The 20046-nt window shown below is 69.3% G+C and carries 16 protein-coding genes; 9 read left to right on the top strand and 7 right to left on the bottom strand.

The window, feature by feature from the left end; genetic code table 11:
• Window positions 1-69: 69 nt before the first annotated feature.
• Window positions 70-351, top strand: a complete 282-nt coding sequence (locus QHF84_RS36735; RefSeq protein ID WP_281318197.1) for a hypothetical protein — start codon at window positions 70-72, stop codon at window positions 349-351.
• Here the strand turns inward: QHF84_RS36735 and QHF84_RS36730 are convergent.
• The gene (locus QHF84_RS36730) at window positions 348-797 is read right to left on the bottom strand and encodes a hypothetical protein (RefSeq protein WP_281318196.1); all 450 of its coding nucleotides are present in this window, start codon (window positions 795-797) and stop codon (window positions 348-350) included. The two genes, QHF84_RS36735 and QHF84_RS36730, sit on opposite strands and share 4 nt — an antisense overlap.
• Window positions 798-1143: 346 nt before the next feature.
• Between QHF84_RS36730 and QHF84_RS36725 the strand changes: the two genes are divergently transcribed.
• On the top strand, window positions 1144-2289 hold the full coding sequence (locus QHF84_RS36725; RefSeq protein WP_281318195.1) for a GNAT family N-acetyltransferase: 1146 nt from the start codon (window positions 1144-1146) through the stop codon (window positions 2287-2289).
• A complete protein-coding gene (locus QHF84_RS36720; RefSeq protein WP_281318194.1) occupies window positions 2265-3164 on the top strand; it encodes a hypothetical protein in 900 nt (299 codons plus the stop codon). Before QHF84_RS36725 ends, QHF84_RS36720 begins: the two co-directional genes overlap by 25 nt.
• Here the strand turns inward: QHF84_RS36720 and QHF84_RS36715 are convergent.
• Both QHF84_RS36715 and QHF84_RS36710 read right to left on the bottom strand, forming a co-directional pair.
• On the bottom strand, window positions 3148-3960 hold the full coding sequence (locus QHF84_RS36715) for an SDR family NAD(P)-dependent oxidoreductase (protein WP_281318193.1): 813 nt from the start codon (window positions 3958-3960) through the stop codon (window positions 3148-3150). The two genes, QHF84_RS36720 and QHF84_RS36715, sit on opposite strands and share 17 nt — an antisense overlap.
• A 9-nt stretch (window positions 3961-3969) precedes the next feature.
• Window positions 3970-5088: a hypothetical protein gene (locus QHF84_RS36710; protein WP_281318192.1), complete on the bottom strand. Its 1119-nt coding sequence runs from the start codon at window positions 5086-5088 to the stop codon at window positions 3970-3972.
• Between the two features lie 197 nt (window positions 5089-5285).
• On the opposite strand from QHF84_RS36710, the gene QHF84_RS36705 reads away from it, so the two are divergent.
• The gene (locus QHF84_RS36705) at window positions 5286-6671 is read left to right on the top strand and encodes a DUF2330 domain-containing protein (protein WP_281318191.1); all 1386 of its coding nucleotides are present in this window, start codon (window positions 5286-5288) and stop codon (window positions 6669-6671) included.
• A gap of 319 nt (window positions 6672-6990) precedes the next feature.
• On the opposite strand, the gene QHF84_RS36700 is transcribed toward QHF84_RS36705, so the two are convergent.
• On the bottom strand, window positions 6991-8157 hold the full coding sequence (locus tag QHF84_RS36700; protein ID WP_281318190.1) for an oxygenase MpaB family protein: 1167 nt from the start codon (window positions 8155-8157) through the stop codon (window positions 6991-6993).
• Between the two features lie 165 nt (window positions 8158-8322).
• On the opposite strand from QHF84_RS36700, the gene QHF84_RS36695 reads away from it, so the two are divergent.
• Together QHF84_RS36695 and QHF84_RS36690 are read left to right on the top strand one after the other, a co-directional pair.
• Window positions 8323-10203: an OPT/YSL family transporter gene (locus QHF84_RS36695; RefSeq protein WP_281318189.1), complete on the top strand. Its 1881-nt coding sequence runs from the start codon at window positions 8323-8325 to the stop codon at window positions 10201-10203.
• A gap of 129 nt (window positions 10204-10332) precedes the next feature.
• Entirely contained in the window at window positions 10333-11052 is a 720-nt protein-coding gene (locus QHF84_RS36690; protein WP_281318188.1) for a hypothetical protein, read from the top strand.
• Window positions 11053-11118: 66 nt separating this feature from the next.
• Here QHF84_RS36690 and QHF84_RS36685 read toward each other — a convergent pair whose 3' ends face one another.
• Window positions 11119-12360 carry a pectin acetylesterase-family hydrolase gene (locus tag QHF84_RS36685; protein WP_281318187.1) on the bottom strand — a complete coding sequence of 414 codons (1242 nt, stop codon included), beginning with the start codon at window positions 12358-12360 and terminating at the stop codon, window positions 11119-11121.
• Window positions 12361-12391: 31 nt separating this feature from the next.
• Window positions 12392-15370 carry a prolyl oligopeptidase family serine peptidase gene (locus QHF84_RS36680; RefSeq protein ID WP_281318186.1) on the bottom strand — a complete coding sequence of 993 codons (2979 nt, stop codon included), beginning with the start codon at window positions 15368-15370 and terminating at the stop codon, window positions 12392-12394.
• Between the two features lie 327 nt (window positions 15371-15697).
• On the opposite strand from QHF84_RS36680, the gene QHF84_RS36675 reads away from it, so the two are divergent.
• The 3 genes from QHF84_RS36675 to QHF84_RS36665 all read left to right on the top strand — a co-directional run bounded on the left by QHF84_RS36675 (window position 15698) and on the right by QHF84_RS36665 (window position 18638).
• The gene (locus QHF84_RS36675) at window positions 15698-16318 is read left to right on the top strand and encodes a hypothetical protein (RefSeq protein ID WP_281318185.1); all 621 of its coding nucleotides are present in this window, start codon (window positions 15698-15700) and stop codon (window positions 16316-16318) included.
• Between the two features lie 128 nt (window positions 16319-16446).
• Entirely contained in the window at window positions 16447-16830 is a 384-nt protein-coding gene (locus QHF84_RS36670) for a hypothetical protein (RefSeq protein ID WP_281318184.1), read from the top strand.
• Between the two features lie 92 nt (window positions 16831-16922).
• Window positions 16923-18638, top strand: coding sequence for a hypothetical protein (locus QHF84_RS36665; RefSeq protein ID WP_281318183.1), 1716 nt, complete (start codon window positions 16923-16925; stop codon window positions 18636-18638).
• Between the two features lie 6 nt (window positions 18639-18644).
• Here the strand turns inward: QHF84_RS36665 and der are convergent, their stop codons facing one another.
• Window positions 18645-20045 (bottom strand): ribosome biogenesis GTPase Der, encoded by a 1401-nt coding sequence (der, locus tag QHF84_RS36660; protein WP_281318182.1) that lies wholly within the window; start codon window positions 20043-20045, stop codon window positions 18645-18647.
• Window position 20046: the final 1 nt, after the last annotated feature.

The raw sequence follows: 20046 nt of genomic DNA, 5'->3' as shown, positions 1-20046 counted from the left end.
ACCTTCATCGAGGGCGGACGGCTAGCGTTTCGTCCGCGCCGGCCCCATGGGGAAGCTCTGGAGGGCATCATGGCGAAGGAGCAACCCTGGCCTTTTGATCGGGGCGACGCCGGGGCCGGGCGGCCTCGGACGCAAGAGGACGTGCCCGGCGTGCGGGGCGGCGCGATTTCCCCGGACATCGGCGGCGAGCCGATCTCGCGCGGGCCCCTGGGGGACGAGGGCGGCGCGGGGGCGTACCCCGGCGGCCCGACGTACTCCGAAGGGACCACGCCGGAGGACGGCCCGAACCCCGAGGGATGGGTGCCCCCGACCGAGGAGATCAGCGGTCCGCCCATGGAGCCGACCGATTAACGGGAGGCCTTGCACCCTTCCATGCGTAACGCCGTGACTTCTCCGTTGATTTCGAGCTTCACCGACTCGTAATCGATCGCGGCCACGCGCTCCTCTGCGTTGCAGCCCATCCGCCCCTCCAGCACGAGCGTGTAGGTGACGGACCTGCCTCCGTTGTCGGGGATTCGCTCCTCGACCTCGAGGGTATCGCCGCGCTTCTCGTCCGCCTTTCCCTCGGCGTCCTCGGCCCTGCACGCGACGACCACGGCGGCGCTCGCGCGCGCCGTCACGGTCTCGCCGCTCTTGTTGCGCAGGCGGAGCGAGACGACCGCATTTTCGCCCGCGCACCGGGCGACGGCCTCGCCGACGACCTCGACGCCGGCTTTTTCTTCGGCGACCGCGTCCGTCGTGACGAGCGCGAGCGGGGCGAGGAGGAGCAAGAGCGTGCTCCGAAGCATCCTGTTCACCGGGAAACTCCTTTTCGAATGGGTCGGGCCGCGCGCGTAGGGGGCGCGGCGGTATGCCGGGGGCGCGTGGCCGGGCGAGAAAGAAATGCCCGGAGGGCGCGCGCGCCGGATCGCGTATGCAAAGGATTGGCCGAAGAACCTGGAGAGCGCGCGACGACGGCGAATGCCCCGGGCGCGAGCCCGCCGGCGCAGGAAAAAACCTCGTTATCCGAGGGGAGCGCTCGACGCCGATACCCGCCCTCCCGGGGGCGTGTTTGATTGGTTTTCACGGGCCGTGTGAGGTGGCGGGGCCCGGGGGGTCGGACCATGCTCCGAGGACGGCGCCTCTGGCCGCGGGGGAAACGGAATGCAAGAGCTCGGGCCTCGGCAAAAGCCCTCCTCGGGCGCGGACGAAATGCGCCGCGCCGCGATCTCCACCCGGCTGCTCGCCGGGGAAAAGGCGCTGCCCGCGGTACGAGAGGCCTGGACCGCGCTCGATGCGCTGCAGGACACCCCGATGCAGCAAAGCCTCTGGACGGAGAGCTTCCTCGCGGCGAGCGGCTCGTCCGATCGATTGCGGGTCGTCGTCGCGACGTCGACGCTCGAATCGCCCTCGATTGCGGCGCTCGTCCATCACGGAGGCCTCTCGCCTTCGCTCATGCCCGCCGGGGCGCTCGAGCTCGGCGAGCCCGTCGATCTGTCCCGCGGCGGCCCCGGGGCGCTCGGGGCGCTTTGCCAGGCGCTCGCGCGTGGTCCCTGGCCTTTGCACCTGCCACGCGTGCTCACCACCTCGCCGACGATTCCGGCCCTCCGTGAGGCTTACCGTCGCCGCGGCATCGTCCGCATCGGGCCCGCGAAGCCCTGCCCGTTCGTCCCGCTCGGCGCCTCGTGGACCGAGCCCGAGCGCCACCTTTCGCCCCGGCGGCGCCAGGATCTGCGCCGCGCCGAGCGGCACGCCGAGCGCCAGGGCAAGATCTCGTATTCGTTCCTTTCGCCCGCGCCCGAGGAGGCGGCGGCGGTGCTCGACGAGGCGTTTCGGGTGGAGGCCGCCGGCTGGAAGGGCCGTGAGGGCACCGCGATGTCGTCCGACCGGGTCATCGGAACGTTTTTCCGGACGTACGCCCTCGCCGCCGCGGGCTGCGGGATCCTGCGCGTCGCCTTCCTCCATATCGGCGGTGTCGCCGCGGCCATGCAGCTCGCGGTCGAGCACGCCGGACGCTACTGGCTGCTCAAGATCGGTTATGACGAGGCTTTTCGGCAAGCCTCGCCGGGCATCTTGCTCCTGCGCGAGAGCTTGCGCCGCGCGGCCGAGCAGGGGCTCTCGACGTACGAATTTCTCGGCGGCGTCGCGCCGTGGATCAAGCCCTGGACGAACGAGGAGCGCGCCACGGTTTCGCTCGGCGCGTATCCGGTGAGCCTCGCGAGCGCGTCCGCGCTGTCGCGAAAGGCCGCCGCGGGCGTGCTCCGGACATTGAGGAGGCAGTTTCAATGGTTGACACGATCCGAGGTCTGAAGCAGGCCGCGTACGCGGCGTGGGAGCCGATCGCGAAGCGCGCCGGGCGCGCGTACGTCGCCGGGCCGCGGATCACCGACGCCCTCTCGCTCAGCCGGCAATTCTGGGACGCGGGCATGGGCGTCGTCGTTTGCTTCTGGAACGGCGAGAACACGTCCCCGCGGATCGTGGCGAACCGCGCGCTCGCCACGCTCGAGTCCTTCGCCGAGGCGGACGGTGACCATTACCTCGCGATCAAGGCCCCGGCGCTCGGGTTTTCCCGGGATCTCGTCGGGGAGATCGTGGGGCGCGCGGCGCTCTCGTCCGCGCGGGTGCATTTCGACGCGCAGCGGCCCGAGGCCGTGGAGAAGACGCGGGCGCTCGCGGAGAGCGTCATGGGCAGGGGGACGACCATCGGATTCACCTTGCCCGGACGTTTTGCGCGGAGCGCGCGGGACGCGGCCTGGGCGATCCGGCGGAACGTGCCGGTGCGCGTGGTGAAAGGGCAGGTGCCGGATCCGGCGGCGCCCGAGCTCGATCCGCGGGCGGGTTTTCTCGCGGTGATCGACGCGCTCGCGGGCAAGGCGCGGCACGTGGGCGTGGCCTCGCACGACGGGCCGCTCGTGCGGCAGGCGCTCCAGCGGCTCGTCTCGAACGGGACTCCGTGCGAGGTCGAATTGCTCCTCGGACTGCCGTTCGGGCCGGCTTTGCGGGAGGCGCGCACGTTCGGCGTACCGGTGCGCGTGTACGTGCCGTTCGGCGAGGCTCGATTGCCCTACCATTTCACGGACGCGCGGCACAATCCGCGCGTGCTCGCCTGGCTCGCGCGGGACCTCGTTCGCGCGGAGCGGCCGCCGCGGGCGAAGGTGCCGGGGTGGACTAGCGTCCCTGCTTGATTCGTTCCTGGGCTTTGCGGCCTTTTTTCGTGAGAATCGGCTCGAGCCAGCGCGAGGCGGCCGGCGCCGTGTTCGCCGCGCGCGCCATGAGCCCTCGGCCGAGCGGCAAGGCGATTTCGAGCGGGCGTTTGGGCAACACCTCGTGGAGGAGCGCGTGCTCGATGTCCTCGACGGTGAGCGGGCGCGGGCCGGAGAACGTCATCGCGGCCTCCTCGTGGTCGACCTGCAAATCGAGCATGGGCGTCTGCACGGCGTCGGGCATGACGAGCGTCACGGCGATGTCGTGGCGGGCGAGCTCCATCGCGGCGGCGAGCGTGAATCCACGCACGGCGAATTTCGACGCCGCATAAAGGGATAACCCCGGCACGGGCGCGAGCGACGCGAGCGAGCCGATGTTCACGATGTGCCCGCCCCGTCCCCGCGCCACCATCCGCGCCGCGGCCGCGCGCGTGCCGAGCACCGTGCCTTTCACGTTCACATCGAGGTGGAAATCCACGTCGGCGGCCGTCAAATCGGTGACCCAGCCGGGCTTGAGCACGCCCGCGATGTTCATGACGACGTCGAGCCCACCTCCCTCGCGCTCGGCCGTCGCGAGGGCCGCGTCCCAGTCCGCGGCTTCGCGTACGTCGAGTTTGGCCAGACGAACGTTCGTCCCCCACGCATGATCCGCCGCATGTTTCTCCAGGGCGGCGAGGTTCACGTCCGTCGCGACGACAGTGTCACCGCGGCGCGCAAAGACCCCCGTCATGTGCGCGCCGATCCCACTCGCGGCTCCGGTCAAGACCAGGACGGCCATCGTCTCCTCCTAGGCCGAAAGCGTCGCGTCGGCGGCGCGGGTTCGAGGGTCTTCGCGCGTGGGGCGCGCCGGTTTGCCCAGCGTGAGATCGCCGAACGAGAACGTGGGCGTGACGCCGGGGAACAGGGCGTAGGCGCTGAGCTCCGAGGAGCTGACCATCGCCGGGAAATCCGGGTTTTGCCGGGACGCACCCGCGACCTCTTTCTCCTGCACCATCGAGATGTACTGGTCGATCCCGCGCTCGAGCGTGTTTCCGTTGATGACGACCTCCATCCCGGTCTCCTCGGCATACCGGCGGAGCCCCGGGATGCGCGAAACGCGCGGGGCGTACGCGTCGGGGCCGACGCCGTTTTCGCTCGTCACGAAGATCCCCTCGCTCGTCCGCACCACGATCGAATGATTGCCCTCGGTATGGCCGGGCGTCGCCATGAGCACGACGCTCTCGCCGAGCTTCGTGTCGCCGTCGAGCAGCACGATCCGCGAGGGATCGACGCCGTCGATCCCGCCCGGGCAATACCAGTCGCGCTGCGGCGGCAAGAGCGCGAGCGTGCTCTCCCATTCCTGGCGCATGACGAGCAGCTTCGCGCGCGGGAAGAAACCGGGACGACCATGCGCGCCGAGCCATCGGCGCACGTCCTGCGTGTGCAGGTGATCGTACGTGATGTAATCGACGTCCTCGGGGGAGAGTCCCGCCTCGGCGAGGCACGACTCCACGGTGCCGAGCTCGGGCGCGATGAGGCGCTGGCCGAGGTCCTTGAAGGGGCCGAACGTGCCACGCAAGCGCTTGAAGAAGGGCGTCTCGGCATTGGCGCGGACGTCGGAGGGCGAGGCGAGCAGGGTGCGGAGCCTCCCTCCGGCCTCGAATTGCACGAGGAAGACGCGGTTCAGGATGTGCACGAACGGCGTCGGTCCGCGGAAGGCGTCGCGCAGCGCATACCGCGTCGGATAGGGGACACGCACGAGCGAGCGGGATCGATAACAGGGCACCGGCGGCGCCGAGAGCAGCTCCTCGCGCAGGCGCGCCGCGCGTTTGCGGACCTCGCGCAGGCGATCCTCGGGGCGCGACGCGTCACGGGCGCCCGCGAAAACGTCGATCGGTCGGAGCACGGGATCCAAAGGTTCGCGCATGACAATCTCGCTCCTCGTTCGGGGCCCCTGCTTACCACGAAGGCGCGTCGCCGAGAACCTCCTCGCATTCGTGTCATCGTGTGCCCGCGTGTGCCCGAAAGAGCCGTGGATCGGGCGCTGGGATCATGAAATGGTTGAAGAATCGTAGCGGCACGCCGCATGCCTTCCGCCGGCTCCGCTGCCCGGAGGTCCCAAGCATGAAGCTCTTCCACGCGATCTTCCTTTCGCTCCCCCTCGTCGCCGCCGCCGTGACCAACACCCGCGACGCCGCCGCCTGCGGCGGCTGCATCCCGCCGCAAGACGAGTCGACGCAAGTCACCGGCCACCGGATGATCTTCTCGGTCTCGCAGACCTCGACCACCCTCTGGGACCAGATCGAATACTCCGGCGACCCCACCTCGTTCGCCTGGATCCTGCCCATCAAGGGCCAGGTCGAGGTCGGTTTGTCCTCGGACGCGGTCTTTTCGGTCCTCAGCGAGCGCACGGCGACGTCCGTCGCAGCGCCGCCCCTGAACTGCCCGCCGGCGCCCTCCTGCTGGGGCGGCTGGGAAGGAAACGGCTCCGCGGGCGCCGGCGGCGCAGGCGGCGACGCGGCCGGCGGCGGCGTCGACGTCATCACGCAGGAGGTCGTCGGCCCCTACGAGACCGTGCAGCTCTCATCGTCGGATCCGGGCGCCCTCAAGGATTGGCTCACCACGAACGGCTACAACATCAGCGCCGACGTCGGTCCCATCATCGACGCCTACGTCGGCGAGGGCTTCGACTTCCTCGCGCTGAAGCTCGTCCCCGGCCAGGGCGTGAGCTCGATGCGTCCCGTCCGCATCACCACGCTCGGCGCGAGCACCACGCTGCCGCTTCGGATGGTCGCCGCAGGCACAGGCGCGTTCGCCCCGATGACACTCTGGGTCTTCGCCGAGGGCCGCTACGAGACGAAGAACTTCTCGTCGTTCCAGATCAACACGACCGACATCGTCTGGAACTGGGACGCAGGCGATTCGAACTACGCGACGCTGAAGGAGGACGCGTTCAAAGCCGCAAACAACTCGACCTGGCTGAACCAGTACGCGCAGCCGACGTCACCGTGGGACATCCGCGGCCGGCTCGAACAGCTCGTGAGCTTCCTGCCGGATCAGAGCGGCTACGGCGATCCGAAGGACGGATACGTGACCGCGAACGAGGAGCTCCAGGCCGATCTCGAGAAGTTGTTCGGCGGAATCAACGAGAGCGAGCTCTGGCTCACGCGCATCAACGCGGAGCTCGCGCGGGCCTCGCTGAACAAGGATCTCGCGCTCGGCGCGGCGACGGAGCAGAAGCCAGTCTCGAACTTCTTCCAGGCCACGAAGGCCGTCGGCACGCCGCCCACGTGCCCCGAGTACCCGCCCTGCGAGCCAGGCACGCAGATCCCCGGCGGCGATCAGAACGGCGGCGCCTGGTGGGGCAACCTCGGCGACGGCAAGGGCAACGGGAGCTCGAGCTCGAGCTGCGCCGTGTCGAGCAGCAGCGAGACCACGGCCGCGCTCGGGCTCCTCGGCGCCGCACTCGGTTTGTCCGTGGCGCGCCGCCGCTCGGCCCGCCGCAAGTGAGAGGAGAGGCGGGGCGTCGCCCCGCACCCCAGCAGGGGGCTGTCCGCCCCCTGCACCCCGGACCAGGCACGGCCTGGACCGAAGGCGGAAAAACCGCGCGATGCGCGGTTTTTCCGACGGGCCCGGGGCAAGACCACGAGCGGCGTTGCCAAGCGAAACGGCGGCGCTGCCGTATGTGCTGGGAACGTCTTCCCTGTCGACAGCGCGCATCGCGCGCTGTCGCCACGGGTCCAGCGCTTGCGCTGGTCCGGGTGCAGGGGCGGACAGCCCCTGCTCGGGTCCGGGGTGAAACCCCGGCGCCCACGCTTCAAAACACCCCTCAGGCTGCGCGCGTGAGGCGCTCCGGCGGCGCGAAATGCGCTGGGGCGCCCCCGAGCCCCTCCTGCACGACCATCTCCCAGTAACGCGCCCCTGAGCCGATGGCCTTGCGATGCGCTGTTGGCGAGCGCTTGCGTGCCTGCTCGGCCACCCGCGTTACCGCGCGGGCGGCGTGGAATGCTGCGACGAACGGTGTGCGCTCGATTCCGAGCTCGTCGGCGAGCTCGTCTCCGAGCAGCCCCCTCGAAAAACCCATGCCGATGTTTCGCCGGAACATGCCGAGCCGCTTCTCCTCCGTGGTCCTTGCTTGCTGAACGGGCGAGTCGAAGAGGGCGTGCGTGAGCGCCCGTGAATCGTCGTCGGGCCGGCCTTCCGTTGCCCGGATGAGGTTCCCCAGGTTCCATGCTTCGAACTCGCACGAGGGCAAGAGCTCGGGATCGACGCCGATGAGGTGCCCTGAGTACCGCCAGAGGTGCATGAAGCACTCGGATTCATCACGATCGATCTCGAGCCCGAAGGCGCGGATCCCTTCGAGGAACACGAGCGAGAACAGGAGCGACGTGCCTGCCATGTCGTGCTGGTTCACGGGCAGGCCCCAGGCGGCCGTGTTCCATTTCGGCGAGCGCGACAGCATTTGCCGCACCTTCGCGTGCATGAGCCGCACCTTGAGGGTGATCGCGAATCCCTCGCCCGTGCGAAACAGCCCGCCTGGCTGCGCGGTTGCTTGCACGAAGCGCGAGGTCTCGCCGAGGCGGCGTGGCGCGCGCTCCACGAGCTGACCTGAGAACACGAGGGGCTTGTTGCCCCCGGGCGAGGCGTATCCGAGCACGAGCGAGTAGGTGCCGAGCACTGCGCCCCCGAGGGCTCCCGAGCGCAACAGCAGCTCGCCGCCGCGCCGGATCGCGTCCCAGTCGACCCAGGCGGGCACGTAGGAGGCCCACTCGAGAAAGGCGCGCATCGCAGGGGGCAGATCGAGGCCACGCGTGTCGGGGGCGTGGAGGGCCTTGTCGAGGAGGGCAAACCCGCGACCGGGCGGGGCGCCTTCCATTTCCTCGACGACCGCGTCGGCCAGCGGATCGCCGCGGAGCAGGAATGGCGCAAGACGGTCCACGCGGTCGCCGAAGCGCGCGCGGGCTTCCTCGAGGTTCTGGTAGCGCGTGGGGATCATCGGGACCCTGTGACCATAAGGTCCGTCGAGCCCGCTGGCGAGCGGACTCCGGAGGTTCGTCCAGGATCTCCTCGGCCTCCCCGGTCCGTCCGGTCTTCCCGGACATACTTTGCCCGCGATCCAGCGCTATGCGCGCCCGTCCGTGCTGCTAGCATCCCGTTCCCGATGACAACCCCTTCGACCGCTGCTGCCGAGGAGGCGCCGCGCCCCAAGTTCGCCTTCCTCCCGAAGATCGACACGCCGGCCTACCACGCGCTGCTCTCGGCCGTGGCGATCTTGGTCCTCGGCCCGCTCGGCGGCATCGCCGCTGCGTACATGAACTTCAGCCTTGGGTTCTTCGTCGGCGGGCAGGTGCTCGCGGGGATCCTCGGCAGCGCGGTCACGTACGGCTACGGGCCCGAGGGCAAACACGGCGCGAACTACATGCAGACGATGGCCGCGAGCGTCGCGGGCATGGCGGGCATGGGCGTGCTCATCCAGGCGATGACGTGGCTCGGGATTCCGATGCCGCCGTGGCACCACCTTGCGCTCTTCTTCGCGTGCATCGGCATGTTCGGCGTGGGCCTCGGCATGGTCTACACGCCGATCCTCGTCGATCGTCTGAAGCTCGATTTCCCGAGCGGCTACGCGGTCGCGAACATCCTTCGCGCGCTCACGGACAAACGCTTGCTCAAGCGCTCGATCGGGCAGCTCGGCGGCGGCACGGGCGCGGGCGTGGTGTTCGCGGCGCTCGTGGAGAAACTGCCGGCCGTCGGCGCCACGCAGCTCTCGGCGTCGACGATCGGCGCGGGCATGGTCGTCGGCGCGCGCATCGCGATCCCCGCGCTCTTGATGGGGCTCATCGGCAAGTGGATCACGCCCTACCTCGTCTCGATCGGCTGGCTCAAGGAGGGCGAGAGCTTCCGCAAGATCGGCTTCTTGATCGCGCTCGCGATGATCCTCGGCGCGGCCGTGGTCGACATGTCGCTCATCGCGGTCGAGGCCGTCCGGCGCGTGCGCGCGCAGGCGGGCAAGCCCGTGGAGGCGGACGCGAAGGATGCGTGGAAGCAGGTGAACCCGAAGCGGCTCGTCGCTTGGATCGTGTTCTGGGCTGCGGCGCTCGTGGCTGTGGCGACGCTCGTCATGGGGCAGCCGCTCGGCTTCACGATCTTCGCCATCCTGCTGACGAGCGTGTTCGTGTTGATCAACGGCATCTCGCTCGGCATCAGCGACTCGAACCCGATCTCGAGCGCGTTCGTGATCGCGGTGCTGCTCATGAGTGGCCTCGGCTTGAAGGATCCGCGCGTCGGGCTCATGAGCGCGAGCATCCTGCTCGTCGCGTGCTCGGTCGGCGGCGACATGCAGCAGGATCGTTCGACGGGCTATCGGCTCGGCACGAACCGCACCGTGCAGTTCCGCTACCAGAGCATCGGCATCCTGATGGGCTCGGTGCTCTGCGTCGTGCTCGCGCAGACGTTCATGAAGGCCTACCCGGTGCTGACGATCAACTCGTTCGCGGACCCGAAGGCCGACGTCGGACAGTGGCAGAGCGCGATGACGTTCAAGTTCGTCGGCGCGCTGCAGGACATCGGCTACCTGGCGACCTACAAGGTGAAGGCGCTCGCGATCGGCCTCGCGATCGGCATCGGCACCGAGGTGCTGCGCAAGGTCCTCCACGCGAGCGAGCGCTACAAGAGCTTCGTGAAGGGCTCGAAGGAAGGGTTTGCCACGGGCTTCGTGGTCGACGCGTTCCTCTTGCCGAGCCCGTATGCGTCGTCGTTCGGCGGCTTCGTCGAGCTCATGGTCTGCGTGTGGTTCGCGGTCGGCGGCGTGGGTTCGTCCGCGTACAACACCTGGCAGAAGAGCGTGGCTGCGAAGCAGAAGAAGGACGGCGAGGATCTGCCCGACGACATGAGCACGACGTCGCTCGTCGGCGGCGGCCTCATCGCGGGTGAGGCGCTCTACGCGCTCGCCGTGGGCCTGCACGGTCTCTTCTCGAACGTCCTGCTCAAGCCCGCCGCCGCTCCGCCCCCGCCGCCCGCCGCGCCTCCGACGTCGCCCTCCTGACGACGCTGCGCGTCAACGCGCGTGGCCAGGATCGCGGAATCATTCGTGATCGGACCCTCCGCGTCCGCCCAAAGAAAAAAATCGCGAAGTCTTGAAATAACGGCACCCCGTCACTCGATTTGGGGTGCCATGACGACGCAACACATCTCCGCTCTGGTTCTCTCGGCGCTCGTGGCTTCGCTTTCGGCGGGCTGCGGGAACGCCGCCTCCTCGCGTGAGGAGGCGTGCGTGGAGGCGCCCGCCCTGGCAGGAGACCACGTCTACGTGTTCTCCCAGGGCTCGCTACCTCATGCGCGTGTCGAGCGCACGGTCCGCAGCGATGGCTCGGAGACGCTCTCGGGCGTCTCGCAGGTCGCTGCGATGAAGGTGATGGAATACGCCGAGCTCGGCCCGGATGGCCGCCTCGTGTACGCCGACGTGACCGCGACGGGCGCGAACGGCGAGACGCGACGGCTCATCGCGGACGCGGCGCACGGCGCGTTTTACGTGCAAGACGAGCAGGGCGCCGGCTGGAAGCGAATGGCCAAGGACACGCCCTGGGTGTACGCGGGCCTCGCGGGAGACACGTCCTTCGCGCCCCTGCCGACGCCCGTGAGCGCGTGGGTCACGCTGCGCGCGACGAACGCCTCGCCCGACGTGCGTGTCCTCGACGCGGCGCTGCGCGAAGGCCAGATCGTGCCGCAAGATCAGCTCGTCGCGGCAGGCGAGGGCGACGAGCGCTTCGTGATCACGGGTGACACCGTGCTCACGGCGAACGACGACTTCGTCACGGCCCTCGGCGAGAGCACGCTCGAGCCGCTCCGCATCGCGGCCGTCACGCTCCGCCCGCGCCGGGTCGCGCAGCGCTGATCCTAGCGCCCTGACAAACCTCTCGTCATGAGGGGTCGGGTCCCTCCCCCGGCCCCTCGTCTTTTTTCAGGGCCCGATGTGCTCCATCGGCCCGTCGTTCACGACGTCACGCACCCAGTCCGAGAGCTTCTTCCCGTTCACGCTCGTCGAGTAGAGCCCGGTGAGCAGGTGCGTGTGCATCGTGCCGTCGATGTAGTACGTCGCCCAGTTGCCCGAGCCATTCATGTGTTTCTGGCGCAGCTCGTCGAGCCCTTGCGCGTACACGTCGCCCGAGACGGCGGTGGCGATGCCGTCGATGTTCTGGCAGTCGCTCTTGCCGTACCCGAAGAAGAGCGTGATGACGCTGTCGTGCGTCGACGAGATGAGCCCGAGCCGGCTCGTCGGGTACTTCTTGCCGATGTAGTCCACGTAATGGACGATCCCGCCGCCGTCCGCGCCGGTGCAGTCGGCGCAATCGGCCGGCAGCGTCTCTTTCAGGTTCCAGAGTGTGCGCCAGCGATCCTGCAAGCAGGGGGCGATGTACGCGTCCGACATCGGCGGGCCGGAGTCGTCGATCAGGACCACGGGCGTCGGGCAAAACGCCTGCGCCACGCGATCGTAGTTGTACGCCGCGCCGAACCCGCCCGCGCTGATGCCCGTGAGCAGGACCTTCGACAGGCCGGGGAACGTCGGGATGATTCGCTCGAGATACAAGTAAATGTTGTCGTACCCGACGAAGTCCTGATCCTTCGGCGAGAGCGCGCCGGGGATGTCGACGTTGTCCGCGCGGCCCGCGTGGATGTCGCCCGAGCAATACGGGACGTAGACCATGTTCCAGTCCTTGACGGGATTTTCGTCATTGCCCGTGTCGAAGATGCCGCCATTGCCGACCGTGCCTTTCCAGCCGGCGAACGTGACGGCGCCGAAGCTGCCCGGGTTGATGCCGCAGGTCGTGCCATTGAAGCAGGCGCCGCCGCCTTCGAGGTAGAGGACGAGTTTGTCCGAGCCCGCCTGCGGTCGAATGCCGAACCCCGTGGGCGAGCCGTCGCGGCACTTCGCGCCGTCGACCGGAATCCAGGACCATTGGCCGGGCGGCGCGTCGATCGGCTTGATCGCGGGGCCATCGAAGGGCCCCTCGGGCGAACACGTCGGCCCGGCGCCGCCGCCGCCGCCGCCGCCCGCGCCCCCGGATCCTCCCGCGCCGCTCGACGCGCTGCCGCCGGCCGGGAGGCCCGACGTCGTGAAAGGTTCCGAGTCTCCGCCGCAGCCCGCACAAAGAGCGGTCACGAGCGCGGCGAAACCAAGCCACGGGATCGAGCGCGTGCGCATGGATCGACGCTAAGCGATCCCGAAAGGGAACTCAATTCCAGTCGATGCCGAAGAAGCCGCCGTCGATCGCCACGCGCCGGTCGAGCAAGTGACCACCTCGCTGCACGGTCATGCGTCCGTCATAGACGACGAAATCGGGGGCGAAGCGCGGGAGGTGGCGGCTCGCGAGCGTGCCGGCGGCGCCCACGCCGGCGTGCACGACGACGTATTCGTCCGCGTTTCGCGGATGCGGATGAATGAACGAGATCCCGACGTCCTCGCCCTCGTGCCGTTTGCCGCGGAACGTGAGCGCGGAGGGCTCGAAGCGCACGGGGAGCGCGCTTTCGAGGAGCGCGGTGACCCGGTTCGAGCGTGCGTTTCCGATGAGGACGAGGCTGCGCGAATCGATTTCGGCGTCGGTGATCTCGACGTCCGATTTCACCGGGAAGCGGGCCGCGAAGGTGTCGAAGGAGGCGAAATGCTCGGCGACGAGGCGGTTTGCCTCGATCTGCGCGGGATCCTGGGTTCCGTAGACGACGAGCCGGCCGTGGCGATCGACGTCGTCGAGCGGGCCCGAGACGCCTGCGCGCTTGCGCCCTTTGCGCGAGGGCTCCTCGGGCACGCGGGCGAACGCGCCGCCCTTCTTGACGAGCCAGAGCATCCCCGCCGAAAAAGGCCCTTCGATCGCCGCGCCGTCCACGGTCACGCCCGCGCCTTCGCGCAGCGAGAGTTGCGATAAATCGAGGGCGAACGATTCCACGTTGCGGGTCTTCACCGTGATGCCGTCGGCCTTCGAATGGCGGGCGTCGATCTCGGCGAATTTGTCCTCGGCTTCCATGCCGAGCAGGCGTACCCAGTGCGCCCGGTCGTACCGCCATTCGCCCGTGACGAACCGGACGCGATCCGGGGCTTTGGGCCGGCGATGCGATTTGAGCCACCCGATCATGTCGCCGTCCTCGTAGCCGTAATCCCAGACGTTGTGGTCGAGATCCTCCTGGACGTCGAACTTGTGGGGATATCCGAGGGATCGATACCGATCGGCGACGAGCTGCGAGCGGGTGGGATCGTCCTTTCCGCCGTGGACGATGAAGAGCGGCACGTGCTGGCCATTTTCGGCCCAGTTCACGATGTAGCGTTTGGCGAGGAGAACGTCTTCCCAGGGCGTGTGCGGAGCTTTCCGGATGCTCTCCCAGCCGAGCAGGTTCGGATAGCCGCAGAGCGGGGCCGAGGCGGAGAAGAGGTCCGGGTAATGGAAGGGGAGGTAAAACGCGACGGTGCCGCCGAGCGAGTAGCCGGTGATGGAGATGCGGCGCTCGTCGATGGGGAAGTGGGCACGCACCTCGGCAATGGCCCGGAGGACGTCGTCCTCGCCGAGGTGGCGCTGGCCCGCATTGCCGAATTGCCACGGCGCGACGATGAACGCGCCGAGATCGGGCAAACCCGGGAAATGGCGCGCTTCGAGCAGTCCACTGAAGCCCGCCTCGGGCGCCTCGCCGACGACGACCCGCAGCGCGATCTCGGGGCGATTGCCGAGCCCGTGGGAAGCGACGACGAGCGGGAGGGGTTTGCCCCCGGGGCGGTAGGCGCTCGGGACGTAAAGGACGTAGGGCTGGAGGCGGCCGTCGAGCGGGCTGCGATAGGCGCGGCGCTGGACGCCGAACCGGCCTGTATAGGGGCTTTCGCCTTTTTCGAGCGAGGCGAGCAGGGTCTCGGCTTCCTCGGTCTGACGCTTGATCCAGGAGATGTCGGGATCGTTTTGCGCGAGGTTTTCGACGAGGCCATCGATGTGGGCGACGAGGCTGTCCTTTTCGCCGCGGGTGGCCGATGAACGTTCGATGGTTTCGCGTTTGTCCGCGAGCGCGATGACGCGTTTTTGCAAGGAGCCGCGGTAGACGAGCGGGATCTTCTGCTCGGTCCCGGGCGCCGCGCCGAGGCGGAGACGGAGGTCGGTCGTCCCGGTCTTTTCGAAGGGAATGGTGAGGGAAAACCCGCCGTCGGGGGTGCCGAGCGAGGCGGCGGGAACGGTGCCCTCGGTGAGCGGGCGGGCCGGGCCTTTCTCGGAAGCGAGCTCGGCGCGGTAAGGGAGATCCTGCGTTTTCCGAGGGCCGAGGCCAAACCACGCGGGCCGCACGGAGACCTCGAATCCCGTGGCCGTGGGCTTTTTCTGGATCTCGGCACGGAGGAGATCGGCCGGCGTGCACGTGGCCTCGGGGGTCGTGGCGAAAAGCAGGTCCGGCGCAGGTCCGCCGGAAGGGGAGCGCGCGCGCAGCCAGAAGCCCGTGGGCGCCGGCGTCGGTTGCTCGACCTCGACGACGATTCGATGAACGCCCCGATCGAGATCGAGCGGGACCCGCGTCTCGTCCCGGAAGGGCAGGGGATCGGCCTCGCGCGTGGCATCGAAGACGCGCTTTCCGCCCACGGAAATCCGCACGCGGCCGGAGACGCCCGCGGCGAGGAGGATACGCTGCGCGCGGCCGGACACGAGGTGGCCCGAAAGGACGAAATGGGTGGGCGGCTTCGGGCCTTTTTTCGAATCGGCCTTCTCGTGGACGTCGACGTAGCCGTCCTTCGCGCAGATCGGGCGCGGCGAAGGCGGGGCGCCGGCGTCGGGCGTCGTCGTCGCTTCGCCCTCGGGCAAGGGGCCCGGGAGCGGACCGACGGCCGTCCACGCGTCGAACCAGCCTTCCCCCTGCGGCGCGAGGAGCGCTTCCCGAGCGAGCGCGACCGGCGGATTGCCTTCGGCGCGGAGGGGTACGCAGCCTGTGCCGAGGCAGGTCGACCCCTCACCGCAGCGCTCTTCCACCCAGCGTTCGCCATTCTGGCAAACGAGCGCGACCTCCTCGGAGGTGCATCGACCGTCCCCAGCCGCGCAGACGGCTCCGGGCGCAGCAGCGGGAGCCGCGGGCGTCTGCACGGACGCCTCGGCGCGCGGATGCGGGCGCTGCTCGACGCCATGCTCGGCCGGCGGGCGGCAAGCCGAAGGGCCGGCGAGGGCGGCGAGCACGAGCGGGAGGAGGAGCCGAGGGCGCATTGAAGAGCGAAACAACCGCGTCCGACCGGGAAAGTCGGCCGTCCACGCGAGCCGGCAGAGCTACCACGAGCCCCGTCCCGGACCAAGCCGGGCGCTCGCCCCCCGTCCCCCACGGAAGGATTTCATCCTTCGTGCACTTTTGCCTGGTCACCAAAACTTCCAACGCGGCCGTGCGTCGAATGCAGTGACCGTCGCCATTCGGGTCCGGGGGCACAACCCCCGACCCGTGAACGTGGAGAAAGCGAGAAACGAGCCATGAAGAGCATTCCTCGATCCAATCCAACGATGTCCTCGAGGGGGGCCCCGGGAACGCGTGAGGACGGCTCGGTGATGTTTTCGCTGAGCTCACTCGTTGCCCAGGCCTCGAACGACGCATCCACGACGAATCAAACGAGCGCGCGCTCCGACGACTCGGGCATCATCGATCTGAAGGCCCTCGCAGCCGCAGCGGCCGAGGTGCAAAAGCCGGCCGCGCCCGTCCTGCCGCACGCGCCGATTTTCCCCTTCGGCGCGCCCGAGCCCGCCCCGCTGCCGGCCCCCGAGCCGCGCGCCGAGGTGGTCGAGACGCAGAGCAGCAAGGGGCGATGGCTGGTCGCCGCCGTGGGCGCCGTCCTGGTGTCGGCGATGGCGATCGGCGCCGCGAGCGCGCGCCCGAAGGTCGAGCCGATGACGCTGGGCAGCCGCGTCTCGCCCCATTTCGAGGTGGCCATCCAGCGCGCCGCGACGCCTCCGGCCCCGCCCGCCGAGGCGAAGACAACGCCGCCCGCGAAGGAGACGACCGCGCCCGAGAAGACGAAGGTCACGCAGCGGACGGGCCCGGTCACGAACGCGAAGTCGACCGAGCCCAAGAAGACGGATCCGGTCGTGAAGCAGCCGCCGAAGCGCGAGACCTTGCCGCTCGAGGTCTGTGATCTGATGTGCCAGATGCGGAAAGCGACGCAGAAATAACCGAGCGCGCGGAGGGGCATTGCGGCGGGAATGGGGCAGCTCGTTCCCGCCGCGTGCTTTTTCGAGCCACGCTCTGCATGCGCCGGCGGCGCTTTACGATCGCCGCCCGCCTCCCCAGCCTTTCACGCATGAACATTCCTCGCAGGTGGCAGCGCCGCGTCCGGGGAGCCTGGCGCGGCATCGAGCGCGCGGCCGGTCTCCTTTCGGCCGTGGCCGCGGCGGTCTGGTTGGTTCAAAGGGGACGCTTCGGGGTCTCCGGCAGGCGCGTGGTCCGCACGCGGCCGAAGGAGGCCGACGAGCGCACGATCCGGCGCATCGCCGAGGCGCAGGCCGGCGGCATCAGCAGCCAGGAGAGCGACGCCCGCTACGAGAGCGGCGAGCATCCCGGAGGATTGCACGGCAAGGCCGTCCGCCCGCCGCCGGACGCCGAGATCTACGAGATCGACGAGCCCGGCGACCGCACGCTCTCGCACCGCGGCTCGCGCCGGACGATGTCGTCGATGCGGCGCTGACGCGATTTCGAGCCGGGGAGGGGAGCGCGGGCAGGTACGATGCAGGCGGAGGTCCTGCTTTGCCCGATCCCGCGCCCCCCGCCGAATCGCCGGTGTCGCCGCCGACCCTGCGGCACGTGCCCGGCAAGAGCGCCGAGGCGGCACGCACCGCCGCCGCGCCGCCGCCCCGGATCGTCGAGGGCTCGTCCCCGGCACGCCCGGCCGAGCCGCGCTCGGCGGTCCGCGGCGCGCTCGTCGTCGCGCTCCTCGTGATCGCAGCCTACATCGGCACGGTGCTGTTCTTCCGGTACGTCGCGCCGAACCGGCCGCAGTACGTCGTGGAGATCGGATCGGGGCTCGCGATCGGCGTCGTGGTGTTCTTCCTGCACACGCTCGTCGGCGGATCGTTCGCGGAGTCGATGCAGATGGGCGAGGAGCGCTTCCGCGCGCTGCTCGGGTTCCTCGCGCTCATCGCGCCGTCGTTCGTGCGGTGGATCATCTTCGCTTGCCTCGGCGGCATGCTCGCCGTGGCCTACCAGGATCTCGCGGAGTGGAGCACGTCGTCGATCGCGCGGCTGCGCGTGCTCGGGGCCTGCGCGATGCCGATGATCCTCGCGGTGTGCTCGGCGATGCTGGTCGAGCGACGCTTCGCGCGCGGCGATTTCCGGCTGAAGGTGGGATACGCGCCGGGCATGGCGATGCGCGATCGGATGGAGCTCCGCGAGAAGGTCGAGCGCATGTGGGCCTACGAGAACGAGCTCATGCGCGAGTCGGTGCAGCGCATGGCGCGGCACGCGACGATCTTCGGGTTCGTGGCGTCGGCGATCCTCATCGCCTGCGCGGTGATCCTGGTCAGGTACGCGCGGAGCGAGAACGAGCTCCGGCACCTCGTGGCGCTCTCCGTGGGCGCGGCGAGCACGGTGTCGTTCACACTGAACCTCGGGCAGATCCTGTTTCGTTCGGCCAGCAATGATTCGACCGCGCGCATGATGGCGTTCGCCGCGCGGACGCTGCTCATCGTGAGCGTGGCGTCGATGTTCCTGGGCGTGGCGCTGCTCGACGGCCCGGAGGCGGCGAGCAGCGCGGAGAAGGGTTACCTGTTCCAGGGCTACAAGGGCGCGCTGATCGTGGGCGTGGCCGTGGCGCTACTCGGCGAGCGCGTGCTGCGCGCCGTGACGGATCGGGCGGCGACGATGCTCGGCGTGGGGAACACGGCGCCGATCCGGGGCAGCGATCTCGGCATCATCGACGGGCTCAACGACGACGACGTGGCGCGCCTGGCGGAGGAGCGGATCGACTCGGCGCACGCGCTCGCGTTCATGCCGACGCCGCGTATCTTCTTCAACACGACCTACAGCCTGCAGCGGATCTGCGACTGGCAGGATCAAGCGCTGCTCATCGCGCGGGTCGGCCGGACGAACGCGCAGCTCCTGCGCGAGCAGTACCTCGTGCGAGGCGCGATCGCGGCGCGGCAGCTCGCGCGCGAGATCGTGGGGCCGTCGCGGAGCGCGGCCTCGGCCTTGCGGGGGCACATGGAGACGCCGTCGGGCGAGGCGATCTCGATCCCCTCGGAGCCGCAAGAAGACGAGCAGGACCGGCTGCGCGCGCTGGCGAAGGCGCTCGGCTTCACGGGGATCAACCAGGCGGTGCTCGGCTTGCGTTGCCTCGTCGACGACGAGGAGATCGAGCGGCTGGAAGTGTTCAGCCGCTCGGTGCCGGTGTGGAAAGATGCGGGGACCGAGCACGTGCGCGACGAGGTGCCGCGCGTCGAGGTGACGATGAACGAAGGCCGTCCCTCGTCGGGGCGGTCTGCGCACCGCGGGGACTGATTCGCGTCACTCGCCGCGGCGTCGCCTCGCCTTGTACTTCACGCGGACCGGCACGCCCTCGAAGCCGAAGTTCTTGCGGAGCTGGTTCTGGACGTAGCGCTGGTAGCTGAAGTGGATCTTCTCGGGATCACTCGCCATGACCACGAAGAGCGGCGGTGAGGTCTCGGCCTGCGTGACGTAGTAGAGCCGCGGCGCGCGTCCGCCGGACGTGGGCGGCGGGCGATTCGCGAGGACCTGCTCGAAGAAGCGGTTGAGCTCGCCGGTGCCAACACGCGTGCGGAAGGATTGGGCGACGCGCGTGATCGTGGAGAGCAAGTTGCCCACGCCGCGGCCCGTCTTCGCGCTGATGGGAACGATGGGCGCCCACGGCACGAACGAGAGCTTGTCGCGCGCGTTCTCCTCGGCCTTCCCGAACGACTTCTTGTCGAGCAGATCGGCCTTGTTGAGGCCGACGACGACGGCGCGCGCGCGATCGACGGCGAGGCCCAGGATCTTCGCGTCCTGCTCGGCCACGCCTTCGAACGCGTCGCTCAGGAGCACCACGACCTCGGCGCGTTCCATCGCGCGGATCGCGTGGAGCACGCTCACCGCTTCGACGACGCTGTCCTCCTTCGTGACCTTCGCCTTGCGGCGGATGCCGGCCGTGTCGATGAAGAGGAACGAGTGTTTGCCCTTCGTGATGCGCGTGTCGATCGCGTCACGCGTGGTGCCCGGGCGCGAGTCGACGATGAGGCGCTCCTCGCCGAGCAGGCGGTTCACGAGCGAAGACTTGCCCGCGTTCGGTCGGCCCACGATGGCGACGCGGATGGCCTCGTCCGGCGCCGCGCCTTCTTCCGGTTCGGGCGGCGGAGGCGGGAGCGCGGCCACGATCGCGGACTCGAGCTCGTCGATGCGCCGGCCATGGAGCGCGGAGAAGGGGATGATGTCCTTCGCGCCGAGGCGGTAGAGATCGGAGAGCTCCATCTCGGCGCGCTGCGAGTCGGCCTTGTTCGCGGAGTAGATGACGGGTTTGCCCGCGCGGCGGAGCAGGTCGAGCTCGGCGTGATCGGCCGGGGTCGGCGGCTGGCTCGCGTCGAGCACGCAAACGATGACGTCGGCCTCGCTGATGGCGACGTCGATCTGGCGCTTGATCCCCTGCCGCATGGGATCATCGCTCTCCGGATCGAAGCCGCCCGTGTCGACGAGCGTGTACCTGCGGCCGCGCGACGTGACGTCGCTGTAGTGGCGGTCGCGCGTGACGCCGGGCTCGTCGTGCACGATCGCGGTCTTCTTGCCGACGAGTCGGTTGAACAGGGTGCTCTTGCCGACGTTGGGGCGGCCGACGATCGCGACGATCGGCAGCGGAGCGCTCATCACCCGCGCGGGGGCCACGCCCTCGTCCGGCTGCTCGATTTGGTCTTCTTGCATC

It is taken from the genome of Polyangium sp. y55x31, assembly GCF_029946505.1.
Classification (GTDB): Bacteria; Myxococcota_A; Polyangia; order Polyangiales; family Polyangiaceae; genus Polyangium.
This window is presented reverse-complemented; position numbering and strand designations above follow the sequence as displayed.